20 protein-coding genes are annotated in these 24,582 nt (G+C 68.6%); 11 read left to right on the top strand and 9 right to left on the bottom strand.

The annotated features are described in order from the left end of the window. Positions 1-13 precede the first annotated feature (13 nt). A complete protein-coding gene (locus OWM54_RS41465; protein ID WP_267700899.1) occupies positions 14-2,074 on the bottom strand; it encodes a protein kinase domain-containing protein in 2,061 nt (686 codons plus the stop codon). 62 nt (positions 2,075-2,136) lie between these two features. Between OWM54_RS41465 and OWM54_RS41460 the strand changes: the two genes are divergently transcribed. Together OWM54_RS41460 and OWM54_RS41455 are read left to right on the top strand one after the other, a co-directional pair. Beyond that, positions 2,137-3,534 carry a sigma 54-interacting transcriptional regulator gene (locus OWM54_RS41460; protein ID WP_223749046.1) on the top strand — a complete coding sequence of 466 codons (1,398 nt, stop codon included), beginning with the start codon at positions 2,137-2,139 and terminating at the stop codon, positions 3,532-3,534. Between the two features lie 158 nt (positions 3,535-3,692). After that, positions 3,693-4,628, top strand: coding sequence for a DUF4382 domain-containing protein (locus OWM54_RS41455; protein WP_267700898.1), 936 nt, complete (start codon positions 3,693-3,695; stop codon positions 4,626-4,628). Positions 4,629-4,874: 246 nt separating this feature from the next. Here OWM54_RS41455 and OWM54_RS41450 read toward each other — a convergent pair whose 3' ends face one another. The 3 genes from OWM54_RS41450 to OWM54_RS41440 form a co-directional block, all read right to left on the bottom strand. Beyond that, positions 4,875-5,828, bottom strand: a complete 954-nt coding sequence (locus OWM54_RS41450; protein WP_223749048.1) for a hypothetical protein — start codon at positions 5,826-5,828, stop codon at positions 4,875-4,877. A gap of 11 nt (positions 5,829-5,839) precedes the next feature. Next, a complete protein-coding gene (locus OWM54_RS41445) occupies positions 5,840-6,520 on the bottom strand; it encodes a hypothetical protein (protein ID WP_223783347.1) in 681 nt (226 codons plus the stop codon). A 124-nt stretch (positions 6,521-6,644) separates the two neighbouring features. Further along, positions 6,645-6,803: a hypothetical protein gene (locus OWM54_RS41440; protein ID WP_223749049.1), complete on the bottom strand. Its 159-nt coding sequence runs from the start codon at positions 6,801-6,803 to the stop codon at positions 6,645-6,647. Positions 6,804-7,204: 401 nt separating this feature from the next. On the opposite strand from OWM54_RS41440, the gene OWM54_RS41435 reads away from it, so the two are divergent. Both OWM54_RS41435 and OWM54_RS41430 read left to right on the top strand, forming a co-directional pair. Further along, the gene (locus OWM54_RS41435; RefSeq protein ID WP_223749050.1) at positions 7,205-7,555 is read left to right on the top strand and encodes a hypothetical protein; all 351 of its coding nucleotides are present in this window, start codon (positions 7,205-7,207) and stop codon (positions 7,553-7,555) included. Positions 7,556-7,627: 72 nt separating this feature from the next. Further along, a complete protein-coding gene (locus OWM54_RS41430; protein ID WP_267700897.1) occupies positions 7,628-9,163 on the top strand; it encodes an ankyrin repeat domain-containing protein in 1,536 nt (511 codons plus the stop codon). A 16-nt stretch (positions 9,164-9,179) separates the two neighbouring features. Here OWM54_RS41430 and OWM54_RS41425 read toward each other — a convergent pair whose 3' ends face one another. The 3 genes from OWM54_RS41425 to OWM54_RS41415 form a co-directional block, all read right to left on the bottom strand. After that, the gene (locus OWM54_RS41425) at positions 9,180-10,898 is read right to left on the bottom strand and encodes a HAMP domain-containing sensor histidine kinase (protein ID WP_267700896.1); all 1,719 of its coding nucleotides are present in this window, start codon (positions 10,896-10,898) and stop codon (positions 9,180-9,182) included. Continuing rightward, positions 10,895-11,569, bottom strand: coding sequence for a response regulator transcription factor (locus tag OWM54_RS41420; RefSeq protein ID WP_267700895.1), 675 nt, complete (start codon positions 11,567-11,569; stop codon positions 10,895-10,897). Before OWM54_RS41420 ends, OWM54_RS41425 begins: the two co-directional genes overlap by 4 nt. A 106-nt stretch (positions 11,570-11,675) precedes the next feature. Next, on the bottom strand, positions 11,676-12,266 hold the full coding sequence (locus OWM54_RS41415; protein WP_267700894.1) for an RNA polymerase sigma factor: 591 nt from the start codon (positions 12,264-12,266) through the stop codon (positions 11,676-11,678). Positions 12,267-12,486: 220 nt separating this feature from the next. Here OWM54_RS41415 and OWM54_RS41410 point away from each other — a divergent pair, with 220 nt between their 5' ends. The 7 genes from OWM54_RS41410 (at position 12,487) to OWM54_RS41380 (ending at position 22,742) form a co-directional block, all read left to right on the top strand. Then, positions 12,487-14,481: an alpha-1,4-glucan--maltose-1-phosphate maltosyltransferase gene (locus OWM54_RS41410; RefSeq protein ID WP_267700893.1), complete on the top strand. Its 1,995-nt coding sequence runs from the start codon at positions 12,487-12,489 to the stop codon at positions 14,479-14,481. A 15-nt stretch (positions 14,482-14,496) separates the two neighbouring features. Beyond that, the gene (gene treS / locus OWM54_RS41405) at positions 14,497-16,152 is read left to right on the top strand and encodes a maltose alpha-D-glucosyltransferase (RefSeq protein ID WP_267700892.1); all 1,656 of its coding nucleotides are present in this window, start codon (positions 14,497-14,499) and stop codon (positions 16,150-16,152) included. After that, a complete protein-coding gene (locus tag OWM54_RS41400) occupies positions 16,149-17,483 on the top strand; it encodes a maltokinase N-terminal cap-like domain-containing protein (RefSeq protein ID WP_267700891.1) in 1,335 nt (444 codons plus the stop codon). Before treS ends, OWM54_RS41400 begins: the two co-directional genes overlap by 4 nt. Continuing rightward, positions 17,480-19,684, top strand: coding sequence for a 1,4-alpha-glucan branching protein GlgB (gene glgB / locus OWM54_RS41395; RefSeq protein ID WP_267700890.1), 2,205 nt, complete (start codon positions 17,480-17,482; stop codon positions 19,682-19,684). The genes OWM54_RS41400 and glgB overlap by 4 nt, the downstream gene beginning before the upstream one ends. A 603-nt stretch (positions 19,685-20,287) precedes the next feature. Then, on the top strand, positions 20,288-20,902 hold the full coding sequence (locus tag OWM54_RS41390) for an NAD(P)H-dependent oxidoreductase (RefSeq protein WP_267700889.1): 615 nt from the start codon (positions 20,288-20,290) through the stop codon (positions 20,900-20,902). A gap of 137 nt (positions 20,903-21,039) precedes the next feature. Then, positions 21,040-22,392 carry a hypothetical protein gene (locus OWM54_RS41385; RefSeq protein WP_267700888.1) on the top strand — a complete coding sequence of 451 codons (1,353 nt, stop codon included), beginning with the start codon at positions 21,040-21,042 and terminating at the stop codon, positions 22,390-22,392. Then, complete coding sequence (locus tag OWM54_RS41380; RefSeq protein WP_223749060.1) at positions 22,392-22,742, top strand: DUF2019 domain-containing protein; 351 nt, start codon at positions 22,392-22,394, stop codon at positions 22,740-22,742. Before OWM54_RS41385 ends, OWM54_RS41380 begins: the two co-directional genes overlap by 1 nt. A gap of 91 nt (positions 22,743-22,833) precedes the next feature. Here OWM54_RS41380 and OWM54_RS41375 read toward each other — a convergent pair whose 3' ends face one another. Both OWM54_RS41375 and OWM54_RS41370 read right to left on the bottom strand, forming a co-directional pair. Beyond that, on the bottom strand, positions 22,834-24,030 hold the full coding sequence (locus OWM54_RS41375; protein ID WP_267700887.1) for a lanthionine synthetase C family protein: 1,197 nt from the start codon (positions 24,028-24,030) through the stop codon (positions 22,834-22,836). Between the two features lie 190 nt (positions 24,031-24,220). Further along, positions 24,221-24,427, bottom strand: a complete 207-nt coding sequence (locus OWM54_RS41370; protein ID WP_223749062.1) for a hypothetical protein — start codon at positions 24,425-24,427, stop codon at positions 24,221-24,223. Positions 24,428-24,582 lie beyond the last annotated feature (155 nt).

Genomic DNA, 24,582 nt, shown 5'->3' with positions numbered 1-24,582 from the left:
GCGGAAGAATGGGTCAATAGCGGCTTGAGTCGTAGGCCTTGAGCAGGCTCGTCACTCCGCTGCGGCTCGGATGGTTTTTCGGAGCAAGCTCAAGGAAACGCCTGTAGCTCTTTGCCCCCTCATCGATCTTGTTGAGCCGGGCGTATGTGATTCCCAGGACCAGGTGGCAATCAGGATCTTCGGGAAACATCGCATGGCATTCCTGCGCGATCTCCAGAGCCGCCGGGTATTTCTGTCGCTTGAGCAACTCCCGGGTCTTCTGAACCAAGTCGCGCGCCACGCTCTCAGGGGTGCTCGGGTTCGAAGATGTGGCGGAACCAGCTCCCGCTGGTGGATTCGCAGGGGCATCCTTGTCGTAGATGACCTTGTATCCGGGAGGAGCTTCCTTGGGTTGCGCGACCTTCGCCTCCGCGCTCTTCCTCGAGTACTCCTCCACCAGGGTCCGCGCGGTCTTCGCGAAATCATGCTCGGGGTGACGCTCGACGAACCGCTGATACCGAGCAGCGGCCTCCTCGAACCTCCCGTCTCGCGCATGGCTGGCCCCAGCAATCAACAGACACTGAGGATGGTCCGGTACGTTCTTGAGACATTGATCCGCGAAGTCCGCGGCGCTCCGATAGGCCCCGTCATCCCGAGCGCGTTGAGCCTTCTTCCGAGCCTCCTCGGCGAGCTCCGCGGCCGACATCCGGCGCGCGCCCTGTTCTTCGTCGAGCCGCCCCGGAATCGGGTACGCGGGATTCACCTGCGGGCGGGAGGACTGCGGCAGGGGCAGCTCCCGACTCCTCCCGAAGAGCCAATAGACGCCCCCCCACAGCGCGCCCACGACCGCCGCGGCGACCATCAGCATCCCCCATTTCGTCCCGCGTGCGAGACTCCCCGTCGCGTGCGTCGGAACCTCGGGCGCATCATCCACGACCGGAGGCGGCGCCTCGCTCACCGCGGGCAACAGCTTCCGCGTCGCCCGCTGAAGCCGGGGCTTCAAGTCCGTCTCGACCTTGGACAGCGCCTGCGAGACCACCGGCTTCGACCCACGTGAGGGCTGCGGCGGCTCCTCCGCCGGAGTCTCCGCTTGCTGCCGCCACAGCGTCAGCTCATCGATGAACGACGGAGGCACGGACAACTCCCGCCCCTCCTGTGCCATGTCCCCACGGAACAGCACCCGCGCCAGGTACGCCAGGTTCATCGCGGAGAAGCGCGGTGAATACGAGTACAGGAACCCCGCCAGCGCATCCGCGAACGCATTCGCCGACTCGTACCGCGCCGACAAATCCACCGACAGCGCCTTCATGACGATGTCGTCCAGCTCCTCCGGGATGCCCGCGTACACCTCCCGAGGCGAAGGAAACTCCCCGTTCGCCATCTTCATCATCACCGCCGCCTGCGAGCCCGACACCGGCGGCTGCCCGCACAACATCTCGTACAGCACCAGCCCCGTCGCCCACACATCCGTCCGCGCATCCACCTCCCGCCCTCGCGCCTGCTCCGGCGAGAAGAACAGGTACTTCCCCTTCACCACCCCCGGCTCCGTCTGGAAGTTGCGCGCCATCCGCGCCTTCGCGATGCCGAAGTCGACGATCTTCACCTGCCCCTCGTAGCTGACCAGCACGTTGTCCGGAGAGATGTCCCGGTGCACGATGCCCAGCGGCACACCCTTGTCATCCGTCCGCGTGTGCGCGTAGTGCAGCCCCCGGCAGATCTCCAACGTGATGTACGTCGCGATCGGAATGGGCAACCGCGGCAGGCCCGTCTTCACCGCCCGCTTCATGATGCGGTGCAGCGGCGGCCCGTCCACCAACTCCATTGCCAGGTAGTACTGCCCATCCACCCGTCCGAAGTCGAAGACCTGCGCGATGTTCCCGTGGGACAGCGTGGCGGAGATTCTCGCCTCGTTGACGAACATCGACACGAACGCGTCGTCCGCCACGAACTCCGGGAGCACCTTCTTGATGAGGACGGACTTCGTCACGCCAGCGTCGCCCATCCACCGGGCGCGCCACGTCTCCGCCATTCCCCCCCGACCGAGCCAGGACACCAACTCGTATCGGCCGAACCTGTCGCCGGGCTGCAAGGCCATATCAAGAACAGACCCTACCCCACTTTCCTGGGACCCCGAACTTCCCAGGTCTTCCCCGTGCTATGTTCCGGACCGTGGCAAGTATGGGAGACGAGGATGGGGATGACGCGCTGGTCCGGACCGATACCCTGCCGGCACTCCGGAGCGCGCGCGTCCGGGTGAAGCTGGCGGTGCTGTCCGGGCCGGATGCCGGACGGGTGTACCCGCTGGCGCCAGGGCGCTACCGGGTGGGCTCCGAGGCGTCGGCGGACATCGTCCTGCCGGATCGCGCCGTCTCCAGGCAGCACCTGCTGCTGGAGGTCCGGGACAATCTCGTGCGCGCCACGGATCCGGGCTCGCGCAATGGCTCCTTCTGCGAGGGCATGCGCTTCTCGGAATTGGAGGTTCGTCCAGGGGCCACGCTGACCCTTGGGACGACGGAGCTGCGGCTCGTCGCCGAAGGCGAGAAGTCCAAGGCTCCGCCCCTCTCCACCCGGACGAGCTTCGGGGGCCTGGTGGGCACCAGCCGCCGCATGCGGGAGGTCTTCACCCTCCTGGAGCGGATGACCCAGCAGGGCGAGTCCGACGTCCTCATCCAGGGCGAGACGGGCACCGGCAAGGAGCTGTGCGCGGAGGCCATCCACACGCACGGCTCGCGCGGCAAGGGCCCCTTCGTCATCGCGGACCTCGCGGGCATCCCTCCCCAGCTCCTGGAGAGCGAGCTGTTCGGCCACGTGAAGGGCGCCTTCACCGGGGCCCAGGCGGATCGCGCGGGCGCCTTCGAGCGCGCCCACGGCGGCACCCTCTTCCTCGACGAGGTGGGCGAGCTCCCGCTCGAGGTCCAACCGCGCCTCCTGCGCGTGCTGGAGCGCCGGCAGGTCAAGCGCGTGGGCGCCAACGACTACCGCACCTTCGACGTGCGCGTCGTCGCCGCCACGCACCAGGACCTCGAGGGCGCGGTGAAGCAGGGCCGCTTCCGCGGCGACTTGTTCCACCGCCTCGCGGTGCTGCGCGTCGTGCTGCCGCCCCTGCGCGAGCGCCCCGAGGACATCCCCCTGCTCATCGACACCGTCCTCTCGCGCCTGGGCAAGCCTCCCAGCGCCCTCTCCGAGGTCACGCGCGCCCTGCTGACGCAGTACCCGTGGCCGGGCAACGTGCGCGAGCTGCGCAACGTGGTGGACCGCGTGGTCAGCATGGGCGAGGAGGCGCTCCCGGAGATGCCCGACCTGCCCGAGGCGCCCCCTCGCGCGCCCTCCTCCCAGGACGAGGAGGACGACGAGTCCACGCTGTCGCTGGCGCTCGACCTGCCCTTCAAGGAAGCCAAGGAGCGCCTCATCGAGGGCTTCGAGCGCGACTACCTGCGCAACCTCGTCGAGCGCTGCGAGGGCAACGTGTCCCGCGCGGCGCGTGAAGCGGGCATCGACCGCGTGTACCTGCGCAAGCTCCTGCGCAAGCACGGACTGGACTCGGGCGGGCCCTGAGTCGGACGGCGACACACGCTACCGGACACGCCCACCTCCACGCGGGGTGAGGATGCGGACAGGTCCACCGCCTTTCTCGTGGCCGATGCGTCCGGTGGCGAGTCATTTCCGTCGAAACGGCCTCCACCCCGAGGCCCCTTCGCTGGAGAAAAGCCCTCATGTCGTTCATCGACTCGCTTCGCGCGAGCCTCGTCTCGAGGTTCGCCATGGTGTTGCTGTTGCCACTGCTCGGCTGTGGTGGTGGCGATGATGGAAAGGTCTCCCTCCTGCTGACGGACGCGCCGGGTGACGGCATCGAGACGGCGGTGGTCACCATCTCGAGCATCTACCTGCAGGGCGGAGACTCCGAGGGCGGTCGCGTCGTCCTGCGCGACGAGCCCGTGACGGTGAGCCTGCTGGAGCTGGCCAACTCCACCTCGGAGCTCGTGTCCGAGGCCGTGGTGCCCAACGGCGACTACGACCAGCTGCGCTTCGTCATCACCGGCGGCTACCTGGAGGTGCGCAACGAGGACGGCACCACGTCCATCTTCGCCACGTCGGATGACTACGCGGGCCTGCCCGAGGGCGCCGAGGTGTCCGGTCGGCTGCACATGCCCAGCTACGGCTCCTCCGGCCTGAAGGTGAAGTTCACGGAGAAGCTCACCATCGAGGGTGAGCAGAAGATCCTCCTGGTCGACTTCGACGTGGCGCAGAGCTTCGGCAAGGAGGCCGGCAACTCCGGCCGCTGGGTGATGAGCCCGGTCATCAAGTCCGCGGAGCTGACCGCCTCCGCGAGCATCGACGTGGAGGTGACGCTCGGCGCCGGTGTCGTCCTGCCGACACTCGAGGGCCAGGTCCTCACGCTCGCGAACCTCAACGCGGTGCTCATCAACGCCGAGGGCAGCCGCGAGACGCTGCCGCTGACGGACGCCAACGCGGACGGCACCTTCGAGGCCACCTTCCGGTTCCTCATCCCCGGCACCTTCCAGGTGCAGGTGGAGGCCCCGGTGGGCGTGAGCCTGGGCACCACGCCGGCCCAGCCGGTGTCCGTGCGGCTCGAGTCCGGACGCGACAGCACCCAGGCCTTCGTCGTCACGAGCGCCCAGCTCCCGTAGTCCTCACGGGGCCCGCTTCCCCACCCCGCCTCACAGCACGCGATGTGCGTGCGCCACGGCGAGAGGAAAAATCCACGCAGCTCGTGGCCGGCCCCGAGCGCGAGGGGTCTCCTGGATGAGAGGCCGTTTTTTCCCGCGGAACTCTCGGAATCAGGTGGGGTTGGCGCGGGGCCAGCTCCCCAGACGAGGCGTCGGGACAGTCCCCGGCGCCTCGTTTTTTCTTGCGGGCCTGGGCCTCGCGACGGCTCAGTAGACGACGAGCGCCTGCGGGGCGTGGTAGCTGACGATGGTCAGCACCGGGATGCGCGGCGCCTCGGCGTCATCGTCGTTGCCGCCCGACGTCAACCGCACCCCGTCGAAGCGCGCCAGGAAGACGTACTCGCGACGCGCCTCGAGGAAGGGGTCCGCGCCGGAGAGCCGCCCCAGCGCCTCCCGGCCCGTCTCATCCGAGACATTGTCGAAGTGCTTGCGCGTGGTGGACGCGGTGCCGCGCTCGCGGGTGCTGAGGTTCCCACCCAGCCGCCCCGGCCCCGTGAGCTGCGTCTGCCCACCCAGGTCACCGTTCGTCGTCGTGGTGGTGTCGAACGTCTCCCCGTAGCCCACCGGGGCATCCGACTCCACCGAGGCCAGCGTGTGCTCCACCAGCCACACCGTGGGCTTCTCCCCTTCCGAGCGCTGGTCCGCCACGCGCGCGCGCAGCAGCACGTAGCGGCCCTTGTACGTGTCCGGCCGCTCCACCGCGGAGGCGAGGGAGAAGATGGGGATCTTGCGCTCCTGCAGGTACTGGAGCTCACCGGGCACGCTGCCCCCGCGCTGCGCCACCACGCGCGCGATGAGGTTCGCGGCCTCGGGACGCACCTTCAGGTCCTCCGCCCACGCGCCGCCGAGCAGCGCTCGAAGCTGGGTGAAGGGCGTCAGCTCGATGCAGGCCTTGAGGGCGGCCCAGCCCTCGTCGCGGGACTCGGCCTGGACCCGACGCGCGGCAGCCTCGCACAGGGCCGGATTCGGATAGCGCGCGACGAAGCCCTTGGGGTCCGCGGAGGCGCTGGGCGGCGGGGCCTCGCGGGCCTTCTCGACGACAGGCGCGTCCTCGCGGGGCGGCGACTCCGTCCAGGTGACATGGGAGTGCGACGCGCCGCAGCCGGCGGCGAGCGAGCCCAACAGGGCCCAGGTGGGGACAGTCCAGGGATGGTGGCGCATGGCGCAGACTCCTAGAGCGAAGCCGAACCGGAACGAGACGACCCCGCACGCTCGCGCGCGGTGGGCGCCGTGGACGTCGAGGGCAACACGACGGAGCACACGTCCTCGCAGCGCTCGCTCAGGCACGCGAGCGTCGCGGGGCTGGTCTGCTGCTGGGCGACGTCCGCGTAGCAGCGGTCGCCGGCGGCGGGACAGCCTCGGCGCGCGGCGCACTCACAGCAGGGCGCGGCCACGGTGGCCATCAACTGCGCCTCCTGGAGGACCGTGGACAGGCCGCGGTAGCACGTGCGCGCCGTCGCCGCGAAGCGGCCCTTCGAGTCCACGATGGACACGTTGCCCCCCAGCCCGCATTTGTCCGCGGCGGCGAGATAGCGCTTCTCGCACATGGCCACGAGCGTCGCGTCGGAGACGCCCTCGCGCGCATTGCCCACCGTCTCCGTGCACAGCGCGCGGGAGATGTCCTTGAGCAGCTTGCGGTTGGCGGCGTCCTGCTCGGGGCTCGGTGTGCCTGGCGTGGCCTCGGACTCGAAGACACACTCCTTGCCCTCGCGAAGCGTGTCGACGGTACAGGCCCACGCCGTCGGGGAATCATCCGAGACGGGCGGCGCCGAGAGTGCTTCCGGTGCCAGCGCCGGAGTCGCGGCGGGAGGAGCCGAACCCAACAAGAACAGGGAGACGATGAGCGCCTTCATGGACACGGCAGGTTAGCCGCCTCGCGGCGCGCCACACAAACCAGGCCCGGTGTCACTGTTCACCCCACACCTGGGCCTCCAGGACGATTCGCCGTGCATTTCCCCACGGCGCGCGCTCCCGGCGTCATGGACGTGGAAGGTCGCCGCGGTCCGAGATGAAGAGGTAGCCGAAGACCACGACGCTGATGACCACGCAGGTCAGCGCGACGACGAGCATCAAGGACAGCCGTCGGCCCACCAGGACGCTCACATAGATTTCGCCGGCCACGAGGAGCAGCAGCATGGCGAGGATGGACAGGGAGCGTCGCCAGGCCTGTCGCGACGTCGGAGGCCACCCTCGCGAGGAGCGCCCCGACGGGCGAGGACCACGTGGGCTGGACGGTTCGGCTGGCATGACGCGGGCCCCCTCGTCTCGACTCGACCAGGTGTCTCGCGCCCCAACCCCTGGGCACGAGACCCGCCCCCTCCGGCGGCGCGGCGTCAGCCAGGGGAACCTGTCTGGAACGTGGAGCACCGCGCGGGGATGCGCAACGGGCCCGCACGTTGCCGGGCGCGAGCCCCGGGCCCACCGCGCGGCCTGCCTCGCGTCATCGAGGCGCTCCCCTGCCCCCATGTCGACGCCCGCGGGACATACGCGCGCACCAGCGCTTGCACCCTCACGGGGCTCGCTGGAATGGTGGGCCGATGCACGCCCCGCCGGTCGAATGGACCCCGTACGAAGCAGGAGCCTCGCTCGGCTGGGCGGGCTCGCAGGGGGGCACCATCGCTCGGGATGAGGAGCTCGCGGGGCAGTTGCGACTCACGTACGAGCGCGATGACAGCCGCTCGTTCCATGCCGTCACCTGCGCCGTGTCGGGCTGGTTGCTCCACCATCGCTTCTTCGACAACGCGGAGGCGGCGAGCGAGGCCTATGACGCGATGAAGCCGGCGCTCGAGGAGCTGCGCACCCGGCTGCGCGAGGGCGGGCCCGGCTCCCCCGAGGAGGCGCGACGAGGAGGCCCCCTGCTCGCGGCCTTCCTCGCGCGCTTCCCCTGAAACCGGTCGGGTCGCGACATTTCCGCCGAGGCGACGTTCAGGAGAACGACCGTCCCCGCCGGAGCCCCCCTCATGTCGCCCAAGAAGAAGTTGTCCCCCCTGGACGCCAGGCTGCTCGCAGCCATCGAAGCCTCGAACGCCAAGGACGTCGCGAAGCAGCTCGCGGCGGGCGCCAACCCGAACACCATCGACGCCAAGGGCTACCCCGCCCTGCACTCCGCGGCCAGCGAGGGCAGCCTGGAGCTGGTCCGACTGCTGCTCGACGCCGGCGCGGACGTCCACGCCCAGGACTCGGATGGGGCCATCGCGCTCTCGTTCGCCACGGCGCAGTCGGGTGACGAGGGGGTGGCGCTGGTGAGGCTGCTCATCGACAAGGGCTCCAACGTCAACCAGCGCTGGAACGACGAAGCGGGCTCCACGGTGCTCACGGACCTGTTCGGCGAGGACAATGAGGCGCCGTCGGAGGACATCCTCGCGGTGCTCCTGAAGGCGGGGGTGGACGTCAACGCTCCCAACGGGCAGGAGGAGACGCCCTTGATGCTGGCCGCGACGTTCAAGGACCAGCCGAAGCTGACGGAGCTGCTGCTGGAGCACGGCGCCTCGGTGGAGACCGTCAACGACCGCGGGTGGACGGCCCTGATGTGGGCCATCCGCGCCGGGAACGAGGGTGCCGTCGAGCGGCTCATCGCGAAGGGCGCCAACGTCAATCACCTCGCGACGGATGACGAGGGTGACACCGCGCTCACCCTCACCGTCAACGAGGACGAGCTGTTCAGCACTCCGTCGCCGCGAATCGTGAGCGCGCTGCTGCGCGCGGGGGCCAATCCGAACCAGCCCAATGCCCGAGGCTGGACGCCGCTGCACCTGGCGGCCTGCATCGAGGACGTGGAGCCGCTGGAGGCGCTGCTCGCGGCGCGCGCGGACCCGCACCTCGCCAACACCGTGGGCTACTACCCCATCGACCTGGCGACGCGCCGTGGCCACACGAAGGTCATCGAGCGGCTGCTCGCGGCCGGAAGCCCCACGCGGGAACAGGCCGCGCGAAAGCGCATGGACGGCATCTGGAAGCAGATTGGCGACTGGGCCGACAAGCACCACCCGGACCATGCCTCGCGGCTGACGGTCAACCGCCCCGCCACGCCCGAGCGGATCGCCGCGCTGGAGAAGCAGGTCGGCAAGGCGCTGCCCTCGGACTTCCGCGCGTTCCTCCAGAAGTTCGGCGGCGGCGCCCCGACGTCCCGCGGTCTGTCCATCTCCGAGTACGACGTGTTGACCACGGAGCAGATCCAGGAGCTGTGGAAGGGCCTGCGGGAGCACGTCGACAATGGCGTCTTCAAGAAGGCCCGGCCCCACGAGCTGTCCAAGGACCAGCGGTTCGTGAAGTGGACGTGGTGGCACCCGGGCTGGGTGCCCTTCGCCTCGGACAGTGGCGGCAACCTGTACTGCGTGGACCTGGAGCCCGAGGAGCACGGCAGCGTCGGGCAGGTGATTCGCTGGGAGATCCACGGCGGTCCGCTTGGCCCGTTCGCCGACTCGATGGAGGACTTCTTCGAGGAGTATCTGCGGAAGCTGGAGAGCGGACGCTACGACGCCAGCGAGCTCGAGTGAGCTCGCGGCCCCGGCGTCACCCGCGAGACACCGGGGCATCGTCGGCGAGCACCTCGCCGGAGAAGCACACCTCGAGCCCGCCGTACTCCGACGGGCTCAGGGTCAGGGTCCAGCCGTGGGCCTGGGCCACGTCGTGGGCGATGTGCAGCCCGAGCCCCTGCCCCTCCGGCGCGCGCGTGCGGGCCGCGTTGCCACGCGCGCCCCGGGCGAGCCGCCGCGCGCGCTCGTCCTCGGGGATGCCGGGCCCGTCGTCGAGGACGCGCAGGTGGAAGCGACCTTCGCGGGTGCTCTCCAGCACCACCGCCACGTGGCCGTCCTCGCGGCCGTGGCGCACGCCATTGCCCACGACGTTGCTCACGGCCTGCTCGATGAGCGTCACGTCGCCGAGCACTCGCACGGGCACGGCGGGAACGCCGCTTTCCAGGGAGATGCGCTGCTGCCGGGCGATGGGCTGGTGACGACCGAGGACCCGGCCCACCACGTCATTGAGGTCCACGGGTACGCGCTGGACGTGGGGCGCGCCGGCCTCCAGCCGCGTCGCCGCCGCGAGGTTGTGGACGAGGGAGGTCAGATAGTGGGCCTCGCTCATCGCGGAGGCCACCTCTGTCGCGGACACGGGCTCGCCGCGCGACACGCGCTGCTGCATCGCGGACAGGTTGCCCTGCAACACCGTGAGCGGCGTCATCACGTCATGCGTGGTGTTGGCCAGGAAGTCACGCAGGCCCTGCTCACGCGCCTCCTGGTGCGCCATCCGCGCTTGGATCTCCGCGCGAGCCTCCTGGAAGGCGCGCGCCAGGTCGGCGATCTCATCCTGTCCGCGCACGGCCACCGGCTGCGCGTAGCCGCTGCGGGCCGAGGCGCGCACGTCCTCGGTGAGCATGCGGATCCTGCGGACCACCGGGCCCAGCGCGAGCACCACCGAGGCCACGACGGTGGAGACCAGCAGGCTCCAGTCCTTGAGCGGCGGCAGGGAGAGCATCGAGGGAGGCGGCGGCTCCTCCCGGCGCGCGAGGATGAAGGCACACGGTCCCCCTTCCCACGGCATGCGCAGCAGCACTTCGAGCATGCGCCGTCCGTCCTGCTCGAAGCGGCGCACCACCGTCCCGTCACTCGCCGCGACCCGCATGTCCTCCGACAACACGGGGGCCCTCGGATTGCGTGAGACGAACTGGGCGTCATAGGGGAAGTGCTCGACTCGCGCGGGTGCACGCCCGCCATCACCGTCCGCCGGAGGTGGAGGACGCCCGTTGTCGAAGAGAGACGGACCGAGGCCATTCGCCGTGGCAGCACCAGAGCGCCCGCGGCCATCTGGAGCATCCGCGAAGGCGGGAGGCCCCGCCCCATCGCCGCCACGAGCCCCGCCCTGTCGCGGCGGGCGCCCCTCCGCGTCTTCATCCTGCGCGCGCGGTGGGGGTGGTCGGACAGCCTCGGCACCAAGCCCGCCCTGTCGCGGCGGGCGCCGCTCCGCCCCCTCATCAAGCGGACGCGATGGTGGCGGCCGCCCATCCTCCCCACGCCGAGGCGGCGGCGCTCCTCGCTCCGAGGGACGCGGGCGCCACGTCTCTGGCGACGCCTCGCAGCGCGAGCGCTCCACCTGCACGCGCGCCAGCGTGGCGGCCTCGAGCACCTCCTCCTGCGAGCGCTCCCGCAGGGACTTCTGGAAGTACGCCATCGCCACCACGACCGGCAGCGCCGCCGCCATCGCCGTGAGCGCCAGGCGCAAGCGCAGCTTCACGACCCCTCCCCCTCGACCAGCCGGTACCCCACGCCCCACACCGTCTCCACGCACTGCGCCGGCGCCAGCCTCCTGCGCAGCCGCGACACGTGCACGTCCAGCGTCCGCTCCGTCCCCTCGCGCTCCGGATCCAACACGTGCTCCACCAGCCACTGCCGCGTCACCGCCTCACGAGGCCTGCGCGCCAGCGCCGCCAGCACGTCGAACTCCACCCGCGTCAACTCCACGACGCGCCCCTCCACGCGCACCTCGCGCCCCAGGAAGTCCACGCGCAGCGGCCCCAGCTCCAGCACCGACTCCGGCTTCTGCAACACCGGCCGGCGCAGCCGCGCGCGCACCCGCTCGATGAGTTCCTCCGGCCAGAACGGCTTCGTCAGGTAGTCATCCGCGCCCAGCTTCAGCGCCCGCACCTTGTCCAGCGTGTCGTTGCGCGCGCTCAGGATGAGCACCGGCACCTCCGAGAACCCCCGGAGCGCCTTGAGCATGTCCAGCCCGTACGTCCCCGGCAGCATCAGGTCCAGCACCACCAACCCCACGTCGGGGAGCTCGCCGGGCAGCAGCATCCGCCCCTCCGTCCACCACTCCGCCTCGAACCCCGCGCCCTTCAGGTGCTCGACGATCTGCGCGCCCAGCCGGGCGTCGTCCTCCACCAGCAGGATTCGCTCCCCCATCTCCCGCTCGCCTCCTCTCCCTCCCGGTCACCACGGTGCCGTCACGAATGGATGAATGAAGGCCGACAGTACCCGGAGGTTCTTAAGACTCCCTTAACGTGAAGCCTCAGCCGCCCCGCCCGAGCACGTCGGCGAGCTTCTCCAGCGCAAGCCGCGCCCGCGTCTTCACCGTGCCCAACGGATGCCCGGTGCGCTCGGCGATCTCTCGCTGCGACAGCCCCTCGAAGTAGGCCAGCTCCACCACCTCCCGCTGCTCGGGAGGCAGGGTCCGGATCGCCGCGCGCACCCTCACCCGGTCCTGCCCCATTCCCAACGCGTCGTCCGGGGCCAGCGGCGTGGCGCTCGTCGGAGGCGGATGGTGCACCACGCCCTCCGCCACGCGCGCCGCGGTGCCCAGCGAGCGCAGCCGATCGATGGCGCGCGTGCGAGCGATGGTCGTCACCCACGTCTCCAGCCCCCCGCGCTCCGGGTCGAAGTCGCGCGCGCGCCGCCACACCTCCAGGAACGCCTCCTGGAGCACCTCCTCCGCGTCCGCGCGGGAGGGCAGCAGGCGAAGACACGCCGCGAACGCCCGGGAGGCGCAGCGCGCATACACGCCCCGCATGGCGGAGGCGCTGCCCAGGGCCACCTGCTGGAGCAGGGCCCTGTCGGCCGCCGGGTCGCTCGCCCGCTGAGCAGTGGGTGAAGGAAGCGCCATGCCTTTCCCGGATACCGCAACCCGAGGTGCGGATCCCAGCTTCAAGTATGGGCAGCCGGGCACTCAGCCCCTTCGAGTCCACCGGGTGGGCGTCCTCGCCCCCCATCCCTAACGTTCACGAGCCAACGCGGCCGACGCGCCAGTCGTCCTTCATCAACGCACCCCGCGACACGCCGCCCGGCTTCACCCAACCTCAGACCTATAAGGGCCGCGAGCCGATATGAAAGAGCGAATCGGGAGCGTGTTCATCGAGGGAGTCCAGCCGCAGCTCGACGGAGGCCGTCACGCCGTCAAGCGCATCGCCGGGGACAGCCTCACCGTCCGCGCCGACATCTTCAAGGAGGGCCATGACGTCCTCGTCGCCGTCGTCCGCTGGCGTCAGGTCTCCCCTCAACAGGAGCAGACCGACTGGGGCGAGGTCCCCATGCGCCCCCTCGGCAACGACGCCTGGGAGGCCGAGTTCCCCCTGGCTCGCAATGGCCGCTACGAGTACACGATTGAAGCCTGGCCAGATCTCTTCCGGACGTGGACCTCCGAGCTGAAGCGCAAGGTGGACGCGGGCCGGGACGTGAAGAGCGAGCTCTTGGAGGGGGCCGCGCTGCTGGAGGGCGCCGCCGCGCGCGCGAAGCCGGTGGACGCGGACGACGCGCGGGTGCTCACCGAGGCCGCCGTGCGCCTGCGCCAGCCCGCGAGCCCGGACCTCATCGCGGTGGCGCTCGCGCCGGAGCTGGCCACGGTGGCGTCGACCTACCCCGACCGGACGCTGGCCAGGCGCCACGAGCCGATGCTCCAGGTCTTCGCGGACCGGGAGAAGGCGCGCTTCGGGGCCTGGTACGAGTTCTTCCCGCGCTCGGCGAAGCGCGACGGCCGCACGCACGCGACGTTCCAGGACGCGGAAGGCTGGCTGCCGTACATCCAGAAGCTGGGCTTCGACGTGGTGTACCTGCCGCCCATCCACCCCATCGGCCGCACCGCGCGCAAGGGGAAGAACAACAGCCTCAAGGCGGGCCCGGATGACGTGGGCAGCCCGTGGGCCATCGGCGCCGCGGAGGGCGGCCACAAGGCGGTGCACCCCAGCCTGGGCACGCTCGCGGACTTCCGTCACTTCCTGCAGGCCGCGCAGACTCACGGCATCGAGGTGGCGCTGGACCTGGCCTACCAGTGCTCGCCGGACCACCCGTACGTGAAGGAGCATCCGGAGTGGTTCCAGCGCCGCCCGGACGGCACCATCAAGACGGCGGAGAACCCGCCCAAGCGCTACGAGGACATCGTCAACTTCGACTGGATGGGCCCCGCGCGCGAGTCGCTCTGGGTGGAGCTGGAGTCCGTCGTCCTCCACTGGGTGCAGCAGGGCGTGCGGACCTTCCGCGTGGACAACCCCCACACCAAGCCCATCCAGTTCTGGGAGTGGCTCATCCGCCGCGTGCAGGACCGCCACCCCGACGTGCTCTTCCTGTCGGAGGCCTTCACCCGCCCCAAGGTGATGAAGGCCCTGGGCAAGGTGGGCTTCACCCAGTCGTACACGTACTTCACCTGGCGCAACTTCAAGGGCGAGCTGCAGGACTACCTGGAGGAGATCACCCGCCCGCCCGTGTCCGACTTCTTCCGCGGCAACCTGTGGCCCAACACGCCGGACATCCTGCCGGAGCTGTTGCAGAACGCGGGGCCCGGTGCGTTCCGCCTGCGCGCGGCGCTTGCCGCCACGCTCTCCTCGGTCTACGGGATGTATTGCGGCTTCGAGCTGTGCGAAGGCCGCCCGCTGCCCGGCAAGGAGGAGTATCTGGACTCGGAGAAGTACCAGCTCGTCGCGTGGGACCTGGACCGGCCCGGCAACATCCGGGACTGGATAACGAAGCTCAACTCGGCGCGGCGCACCCAGCCCGCGCTGCACACGTACGACACGCTGCGCTTCTTCGACTCCGACAACGAGCGGGTCCTCTTCTACGGCAAGCGCACGAAGGACGGCACCAGCACGGTGCTGTGCGCGGTGAGCCTGGACCCGTACGCCGCCCAGGAGGCGCTGCTGCGGCTCCCCCTGGACTGGCTGGGCGCGAAGCCCGACGAGACGTATCAGGTGCACGAACTGATGACGGACCAGCGCTCGTTGTGGCAGGGCTCCGACGTCCAGGTGCGCCTGACACCCGAGCAGCCCGCGGCCGTCTGGGCCGTGTACCGCTTCCGTCGCACCGAGCACGCGTTCGACTACTACGAGTGACACCCTGAGAGGCGTATGGAACTGGATCCCCTCTGGTACAAGAAGGCCCTCATCTACGAGCTGCATCTAAGAGCGTTCCACGACTCCAACGGCGACGGCCACGGGGACATCCCGGGCCTCATCGAGAAGCTGCCCTACCTCCAGGACCTGGGGGTCGACTGTCTGTGGATCCTCCCGCACTACCCCTCCCCCCTGCGCGATGACGGCTACGACATCGCGGACTTCTACGGCGTGCATCCGGACTACGGCACGCTCGCGGACTTCCAGCGCATGGTGGACGAGGCGCACAAGCGCGGCATCCGCATCATCACCGAGCTGGTCGTCAACCACACCAGCGACCAGCACCCCTGGTTCCAGGAGGCCCGGAGCGATCCGAAGAGCCCCAAGCGCGACTGGTACGTCTGGAGCGACACCGAGGACAAGTACAAGGGCGCGCGCATCATCTTCACCGACACGGAGCGATCCAACTGGACGTGGGACCCGGTGGCCAAGCAGTACTTCTGGCACCGCTTCTTCAGCCACCAGCCGGACCTGAACTACGACAACCCCCAGGTGCAGGAAGCCATGCTGGACATCATGCGCTTCTGGCTGAACATGGGCGTGGACGGCTTCCGGTGCGACGCGGTGCCCTACCTCTTCGAGCGCGAGGGCACCAACTGCGAGAACCTCCCGGAGACGCACGCCTTCCTCAAGCGCCTGCGCAAGACGATTGATTCGGAGTACCCGGGGAAGATGCTGCTCGCGGAGGCCAACCAGTGGCCCGCCGACGTGCGCGTCTATTTCGGCGAGGGCGACGAGTTCAACATGGGCTTCCACTTCCCGGTGATGCCGCGCCTGTTCATGGGCGTGCGCCGGGAGGACCGCACCCCCATCGTCGAAATCATGCAGCAGACGCCGGACATCCCGGAGTCGTGTCAGTGGGCCATCTTCCTGCGCAACCACGACGAGCTGACGCTGGAGATGGTGACGGACGAGGACCGGGACTACATGTACCGGGAGTACGCCACCGACCCGCGCATGCGCATCAACCTGGGCATCCGCCGCAGGCTCGCGCCGCTGATGGACAACGGCCGCCGGCGCATCGAGCTGATGCACAGCCTGCTGTTCACCCTGCCCGGCACGCCGGTGATGTACTACGGCGACGAGATCGGCATGGGGGACAACATCTACCTGGGCGACCGCAACGGCGTGCGCACGCCCATGCAGTGGACGGGAGACCGCAACGCGGGCTTCAGCCGGGCGGACTACGCCCGCCTCTACGCGCCCGTCATCGCGGACCCCGTCTACGGCTATCAGTCCATCAACGTCGAATCGCAGGAGCGCGTGAAGTCCAGCCTCCTGCATTGGGTGAAGCGGATGATTCGCATCCGCCAGCGCTACCCGGTGTTCTCGCTGGGGAAGCTGCGGTTCATCTCCCTGGAGAACCGCAAGGTGCTGGCGTTCGTGCGGGAATGGGAGGGCCAGACGGTGCTCGTGGTGTGCAACCTGTCGCGCTTCTCGCAGCCAGCGGTGCTGGACCTGCGCGAGTGGCAGGGCATGGTGCCCGTGGAGTTGATTGGCGACACACCGTTCCCGCGTATCAGTGACCTGCCCTATCAGCTGTCGATGGGGCCCTTCATGTTCCTGTGGTTTCGGCTGGACCAGCCGGTGGCCGGAGGGAGCCGAGCATGACGACCTTGGACCTGACGAAACTGCCCGAACACCTCAAGAGCCAGCGCTGGTTCTCCGGCAAGGCGTGGCCCATCAAGCAGGTCAGCGTGGTGGACCACGCCAACCTGGACGCCACCCCGTGCGACCTGTCGCTCGCCGTGGTGGAGGTCGTCTACGAGCTGGGGCAGCCGGAGCGCTATCTGCTGCCGGTGAAGCCCTCGACGGACGGCATCAAGGACGCGCTCGAGGACGACGGGTGCCTGCGCGCGCTGTTCGACCTCATCCGCGACGGCGCGCAGATTCCCTCCGCCTCCGGCCGCGTGGTGGGCGAGTGGATTGGCGGCCCCGAGGGCCTGCTGGGCCTGCCCTCCCCCCTCCCCGTGCGGCGGCTGCTCGTGGAGCAGAGCAACACGTCGGTGGTGCTCGGTGAGAAGGTCATCGTGAAGGTCATCCGCAAGCTCGAGGCGGGCGTGAATCCCGAGTACGAGGTGGGGCGCTTCCTCGCCACGCGCACCTCGTTCCGCGCCACGCCCGTGCTCCTGGGCGCGCTGCGGCTGGAGGGCGCCGCCGGAGCCACGCTCGCGCTGGTGCACCGGTTCGTGCCCGACTCGGTGGACGGCTGGAAGTACACGCTGGAGCGGATGCGCCAGGCGCGGCCGGTGGGCGACCGGTTCCTGAGCGAGATGGAGGAGCTGGGGGCGCGGCTGGGAGACCTGCACCAGGCCTTCGGCTCGGCGCCGCTGGACGACACGGCGTTCGCGCCGGAGCCGCTGCTCCAGGAGGACCTGCAGCGCTGGAGCGCGTCCATCGTGGGCGAGCTGGGCGTGACGCTGGCGGAGGCCGGTCGGCTGCATGCGGACCTGGAGAAGCGGCGGGAGCGGCTCATCGAGCACGCGAAGCGGCTCGCGCAGGTGACGCCGTCCGGACAGAAGATCCGCATCCACGGAGATCTGCACCTGGGTCAGGTGCTGCGGGCCAATGACCAGTGGCTCATCTTCGACTTCGAGGGGGAGCCGGCGCGCAGCTTCACGTCCAGGCGGGAGAAGTACAGCCCGCTGCGCGACGTGGCGGGGATGATCCGCTCGTTCGACTACGCGGAGGCCACGGTGGCGCTCGAGGGCGGGACGCCTCGGGGACGGGTGGGCCCCAGCCGCGATGCCTTCCTGTCGGGCTATCGCAAGGCGACCCAGGGAGCGGCCTTCCTGCCCTCGGACGACGCGGCATTCGACACGATGCTGCGCGCGTTCGAGCTGGAGAAGCTCCTGTACGAAGTGAGGTATGAGATGGCGAACCGGCCCGACTGGGTGCGCATCCCCGTCGAGGCCCTCATGCGGATGGAGGAAGGCCAGTGAGGAAGCCCGCGGACAAGGCGCAGGTCGACGCGGAGTTGCAGCGCGTGGTGGAGCTGCGGCACCCGGAGCCCCACTCCGTGCTCGGCATCCATCCGGACGGTGACGGCGTGGTGATTCGCGCCTTCCGTCCGGAGGCCGTGGCCATCCACGTGCTCCCGGAGTTCGGCGGGCGCGTGCCGATGAGCCACCGGCTGGGTGGCGTCTTCGAGGCGCGCGTGAACGGCCGCGACAAGACCTTCGGCTACCTGTTGGAGGTGGAGTACCCCGGCAAGCGTGTCTTCACGCTGAGAGACCCCTACAGCTTCCTGCCCACGCTCGGGGAGATGGACCTGTACTACGCGGGCGAGGGGCGCCACGAGCGGCTCTGGGAGCGGATGGGCGCGCACCTGAGCCACCACAACGGCACGCGGGGCGTGGCGTTCGCGGTGTGGGCACCCACGGCCGCGGGGGTGTCCGTGGTGGGCGACTTCAACAGCTGGGACGGGCGGCTGCACGCCATGCGGCGCATGGGGGCCTCCGGCATCTGGGAGCTGTTCGTCCCCGAGGTGGGCGAAGGCGCGCGCTACAAGTTCGAGATCCGTCCGGGCCAGGGTGGGCCCCGGGTGTTGAAGTCGGACCCGTTCGCGTTCCGCACGGAGGTGCCGCCGGCGACGGCGTCGGTGGTGCACGACCTGGGGCGGTACGACTGGGGGGACACGCCGTGGTTGGAGACGCGCGCGAAGCACGAGGACGTCGCGCACCAGCCGTGGAGCGTCTACGAGGTGCACCTGGGGAGCTGGCGCCGCGTCGTGGAGGATGGCGACCGGCCGATGACGTACCGGGAGCTGGCGCCCGCGCTGGCGGAGTACGTGAAGTACATGGGCTTCACCCACGTGGAGCTGTTGCCCGTGTCGGAGCATCCGTACGGTGGCTCGTGGGGGTATCAGGTCAGCGGCTACTACGCGCCCACGGCGCGCTTCGGACATCCGGATGACTTCCGGTTCCTGGTGGACCACCTGCACCAGGAGGGCATCGGCGTCATCGTGGACTGGGTGCCGGGGCACTTCCCCCGGGACGCGCATGCCCTGGGCGAGTTCGACGGCACCGCGCTGTACGAGCACGCGGACCCTCGCAAGGGGGCGCAACCGGATTGGGGGACGCTGGTCTTCAACTTCGGCCGCAACGAGGTGCGCAACTTCCTCATCGCGAACGCGCTGTTCTGGATCGAGGAGTACCACATCGACGGACTGCGCGTGGACGCGGTGGCGTCGATGCTCTACCTCGACTACAGCCGCAAGCAGGGCGAGTGGATCCCCAACCGTTGGGGTGGCCGGGAGAACGAGGAGGCCATCCAGTTCCTGCGCGAGCTCAACGACACCGTGCGCCGCAAGCACCCGGGCGTGGTGGTCATCGCCGAGGAGTCCACGGCATGGCCCAAGGTCTCCGCGCCGACGAGCGAGGGCGGCCTGGGCTTCCACTTCAAGTGGAACATGGGGTGGATGCACGACACGCTGTCGTACTTCTCGAAGGACCCCATCTACCGGCAGTACCACCACAACCAGCTGACGTTCGGGCTGCTGTATGCGTTCAGCGAGCACTTCATGTTGCCGCTGAGCCATGACGAGGTGGTGCACGGCAAGGGCAGCCTGTACGGGCGCATGCCGGGAGACCCTTGGCAGAAGCGGGCGAACCTGCGCGCGCTGTTCGCGTGGATGTGGGCGCACCCCGGCAAGAAGCTGCTCTTCATGGGCGGAGAGTTCGGCCAGCCGGCGGAGTGGAACCACGACAAGAGCCTGGACTGGCACCTGACGCAGGACCCGGGGCACGGCGGCATCATGCGTCTGGTGGCGACGCTGAACCGCGTGTACCGGGAGCTGCCGGCGCTGCACGACGCGGACAGCGAGCCGGTGGGGTTCCAGTGGCTGCAGCCGGACTCGGCGGCGTCGAACGTGCTGGCGTTCGTGAGGCGAGCACGGCAGCCAGGGCGTCATGTGGTGTGCGTGGCGAATCTGTCGCCCGCGGTGCGTGAGAACTACCGCGTGGGCTTCCCGCTGCACACGAGCTACGCGGAGATCGTCAACTCCGACGCGGGCGAGTTCGGCGGCTCCAACGTGGGGAACCTGGGACAGCTCCACACGGAGCCCACGCCCTGGGATGGGCAGCCGGCGTCCGCGCTGATCACCCTGCCCCCGTTGTCCGTGCTGTGGTTCACGCCGGGCTGAGACTTCCGCGGGCGGCGTGAAGTCCGCGCCGCCCATGAGATGTCTGCGTATTCAATGAATCAATCACAGATATCTATATTTGTGTTTGTGATTGATTTATCGCGACCGGAAAATCACTGAACATCGGACCATGTAGGCATTGCCTTCTTTCCGGGCGGCCTGGGGCCCTCGAAAAACCACTAAACATCAGAGCATGTAGGTATTGTCCTTGAAATGGCGTGATTTTCAGGCGACGCCAGGGCACTGATAAAGTGTGCATGTAGGCATGACGATCAGGATCGCAGGTGATCGCGATCACAGCCGCACGAGAGCCAGGGACAGGGGTGGAAGACCCACCTGTACTGAGACTCAGTGGGTCGGGATCTCGAATGATTTCAGGCGGATGCCATTCAACACATGAGAATTGCTGAACAAATCGAGCAGACCCTGTCACCGCAAGGGGCTGCATGTTTGTTCATGTAGGCACGGCAATTCTGATCCGCGAGTGATCCTGCTCCGTCCGCCTTCGCGCCCTCGAACTTCGGGTTGAAAACGAGCCTACCAAACGTAAGTTACCAAGAGTACGCAGCGGTCCGCAGGTGACCGTCGTCTGGAGCTTCCGCCATGCATGCCCTCATCGTCGTCGCGCATCCTGAAGAGAAGTCCCTCACCCACGGCATCGCCGCCCGGATAGGGGCTGCTGTGGAGGGTGCGGGGCATACGTTCGAGCTCGCAGACCTGTCAGCGGAGGGGTTTGATCCGCGGTTCAGCGAGGCGGACCTGGCGGTGCATCGCAGACAGGAGACGCCGCCGCGGGATGTCCTGGTCGAGCAGGCGCGAATCGACCGCGCGGACACGTTGGTGTTGGTCTACCCCGTGTATTGGTGGTCGATGCCGGCGTTGTTGAAGGGGTGGATCGATCGGGTGTTCTCGAACGGGTGGGCGTTCGACTTCGGGTTGAACACGGGGTTGGAGAAGAAGTTGAGGCACCTGAAGGTGCACCTGGTCGCCATCGCCGGCGCGGACCTGCGGACCTATGCGCGGCACGGGTACTTCGGGGCGATGAAGACGCAGATCGACCACGGCATCTTCGACTACTGCGGAGCGAAGGTCGTCACCTCGGAGCTGCTGGTCGACTCGGAGACCCAGGACCCCAAGGTCCACCTGAAGACCGCGCATGCACTGGGGACGAAGCTCTTCGGCGCCACGGAGCAGGCACGCGGCGCGGATGCCGCCTGAATGAGCGTGGGTCGACAGCAGCCCTTCGACCCAGCAACAAGTCCAGTGGGAGACAATTTCATGACTAGCTAGTATTTCACGATCCCTGGCGACGACGCACGCTCTCGAATGGGGAGCCTTCGCCAAGAGGACTTTGGATGCTGCCACGATGGTCGATCCCCCTACTCCTCGTGCTGTTGTCTGCATGCAGCGGCACCACGAGGTCCGTTCGACTCCAGACGGGCCGTGATGCCCCCATCCTCCTGACGCCACGCGGCGCCGGGGCCGCGCCGGTTGAAGTGGATGAGGACGACTTCGTTGACGCCATGAAGAGGCTGTCGCGCGGCGTGCGGCTGCCAAGTCATCCCCAGGAAGCAGCTCGGCGATTGTTCGAGATGGATGCGCGCAGCGGCACGTACCTGTACGAGCCACGTGGGCACCGCGTCATCCCGCTGGGACCAAGCGAGCATCTGGAGAGCGAACAACCCGCCCCAGAAGTCGCGCTGACACGCGCCTACCTGCGCTGGTGCGAACGTACGAACAAACCCAGCGATTGCCTGAGCATCCTGAAAGAGAACCCCACCGTCACTGGAGATGGTCGTTACGCCCTTGCCATGGCGCAGGCCCAGGGGGCCGTGTGGGACGAGATGATGGACGCCTTCGAGGACATGGCCGATCCCCAGGCCGTGATGTCGGCGGTCCTTTGGACATGGACCACGTACTGCATCCTGCTCACGGTTCCCGAGCCCTTCTCGAAGGGTGTGGCCGCGGTGATGACTGCCTCGCTCATTGCCTACGTAGGGCTCGACACGTTCTGGAGTCTCATCGTCGGTTTCAAGCAATTGATGGCGGAGGCGGAGCGAGCGACCACGTTCGACGAACTCCGCGAGGCGGGAATGCGATACGGCCAGGTCATGGGCCGCAACGCGGCGCGCGCGTTCGCCATGCTGGCCATGGCGGCCATCGGAAACACGGCGGCGGGTCTGGGCTCGAAGGTGTCAGGGCTCCCAGCCGCCGCGCAGGCAGCGGTGCAGGCCGAAGCACAGGTGGGAATCCGGCTCGCTGCGGTCGCTGAAGTCAGCGCGGTGGCGGTGAGCGCCGAAACCGTCACCATCGCCCTCGCCCCCGGCGCCGTGGCCATGGCGGTGAGTGGCACTAGCGCAGGCACGGCCACCAAGGTCCAGCCGGCGGGCTACAGGGCCTGGGGGTCGTACAGTGGCTTCAAGAAGGCCATGGGCCCGGCGGGAAAAGACAAGGAGTGGCACCACATCGTCGAGCAGACCCCAGGAAACGTGAATCGCTTCGGGCCCCAGGCGCTTCACAACACCGAGAACGTCATCCCGATGGACAAGCTCCTGCACACGGACGTCAGCGCGTTCTTCTCTTCGATTCGACGCGATATTACGGGCTCGCCATTGACCGTACGGCAATGGTTGAGCACACAGTCGTACGGGGCCCAGCGTGATTTTGGACTGCTGGCCATCGAGAACGTGGCGAAGGGGCTCTGGTGATGGACCTGGAAAAGCTCGTCGAGGAATTCGCGCTGAACGTGGCGGCGCAGAACGAAGCCATCTTCCGGGGAGACGCCAAGACGGGGAACAAGCACGCCAGGAAGTACGGTGCTGCCGTCGATACGTTGCTGTCTCACGGAGATAAAGGGCGCGATGCGCTTCTCGTCCTGCTCAAGCACGAACGAATGGATGTGCGAGTGATGGCTGCTGCCCATTTGCTCCGCTATCGAACGGCCGAGGCCAAAGCGGTCTTGGAAGAGGCCGCCAAGGGAAAGGGGCTTGTCCCCTTCGGAGCGCAGCAGGCCTTGAAGCGATGGGAAGAAGGAACCTGGGCGCTCGACCCGGGGTAGCCACCTACCGTCATGAACGGTGAGGCGAGGGCCCTGTAGCCCCCGCCCCCATGCCCCGAGGTGCGATGCCTCCGACGGCTCTCGTTCAGACTCACGCCGTCTCACGAAGCGACATCAGCAGCACCCGATCCCAACTCGGCTCCACGCTCGAAGCCGCCGCGAGCAGCGCGAGCGCGATTCCCACCGCCCCCTCCACCAACCCCTGACGCGCCACCCACGCGGGCGCCCCCCGCGCATCCGTCCCCCAGAAGGCAAAGCCCCCGACTCCCCTCCCCGGCTGCCCGAAGCGCAGCGCATGCTCCAGCCACCGCCGCGCCGTGCTCGCGAAGAGCTCCTCCCCCGTGGCCTGATGAAACCGGTTGTAGATGTGGAGAAGCCCCGCCGCGCCATGGCACAACGGCGCATCCTTCACCCCGGAGTCCTCCAGCGGGCGCCTCGCGGCCTCACGCGCCATGTCCAGCGCCTCGGCCGCCCAGCCAGGCTCCCCCACGGCACGCGCCGCCGTGAACAGCACCAGCGACACGCCCGGATCTCCGTAGCACCACGCGGCGCGAGTGGGTTGCGGCGTCTTGCCAGCAACAACCCCGTGCGGAAATCGTCGCCCCACGAGTGGCAGTCGCTGCGCCATCACCCAGGACCACACACCGTCCAACAATCCCCGGGCCTCTAACTCCGCCACCCCAGCCCTCACGGCCCCCGCCAACACCGCGATGACGCCCGGCACACCATGCGCCACGCCCAGGTCGTGCCCCCCCTCGGGCGACTCGCGCCGCCAGGTCTCCCCCAGTCGAGCGACCACACCCTCCAGGCAGCGCCGTGCATCCGCCCGGGGCAAACGTTCCAACGCATACACCCCCAACCCCACCAACCCCGAGAGCAGCTCCACGGGCCCCGTCCAGGGAGCCACGGCCAGCCGCTGGGCCAGCGCCGCGTCCACCTCCTCCAACGCGTCACCGCCCTCCCCCAGGTGCTCCAACGCCCACGCCACCCCGCTCACACCTGAGTGCAGCGCCATCCCCATGGGACGTGACGCCACCGCCTCCATCGCGTCATCCAGCAGCCCCCGCGCCAACCCCGCGTGATGCGCGGACGCGGCCACCTTGTCCATCCAGGCGAACAGCAGCGCCAGGCCCGAGTCCCCAGACGCCAGCGATGCATCCGGAACACGCTGCGAGAGGGACTCCTCGATCGCCCGAGCCAACCCCTGAACGACCTGGAGCACCTCTTCCTGAAGCGCCCCTGCCACCAGGGGCCGCCACTTCGCGGAGCAGTCCATGTCTCCGTTCATGTTTCATGTCTCAAGACGTCACGCGCCACAAAACCCATCACAGACAGGCGCGCCGAGTCTGAAACACCCCAGACCTGATACATTCTCGACCCAGCTCGCGCGACAGGGCGCCCAGCCAACCACGGGCTGACCGGGCACCCCAGGCCTTCGACTCCCGCGTCACGGTGTGCACCGCGACACGGAAAGACGACTACGGATCGACCTGACCGGCCACCTCGGGAGAGGTCTCGATCACACCGCACTTGCCCGAGGGGAAGTTGGTGTAGGGGTTGGTGGTGCCGGTGCCACCGACAACGCCATCCAGCATCTGGAGCGCACCCTCGTCCATGGAGCGCAGCGTCTCGCGGTGAAGGGTGAGCTTGCGCTTCGCGACGACCGTCTTCTTCGGCTCGTTCACAAGAACTCCTGATCAGTGAGGGGGATGACGACACGGGTTTCACGTCACGAAACATGACGCGGTGCAGAATCCGTCACGACAACCTTCCGTGGCGGACAGCTTGACTCCTAACTCAAACAATCAAGTCAAGAAAAGGTGGGTCATAAAGAAATGGG

This window comes from Myxococcus sp. MISCRS1, from assembly GCF_026626605.1.
Taxonomy (GTDB): domain Bacteria; phylum Myxococcota; class Myxococcia; order Myxococcales; family Myxococcaceae; genus Myxococcus; species Myxococcus fulvus.
This window is presented reverse-complemented; position numbering and strand designations above follow the sequence as displayed.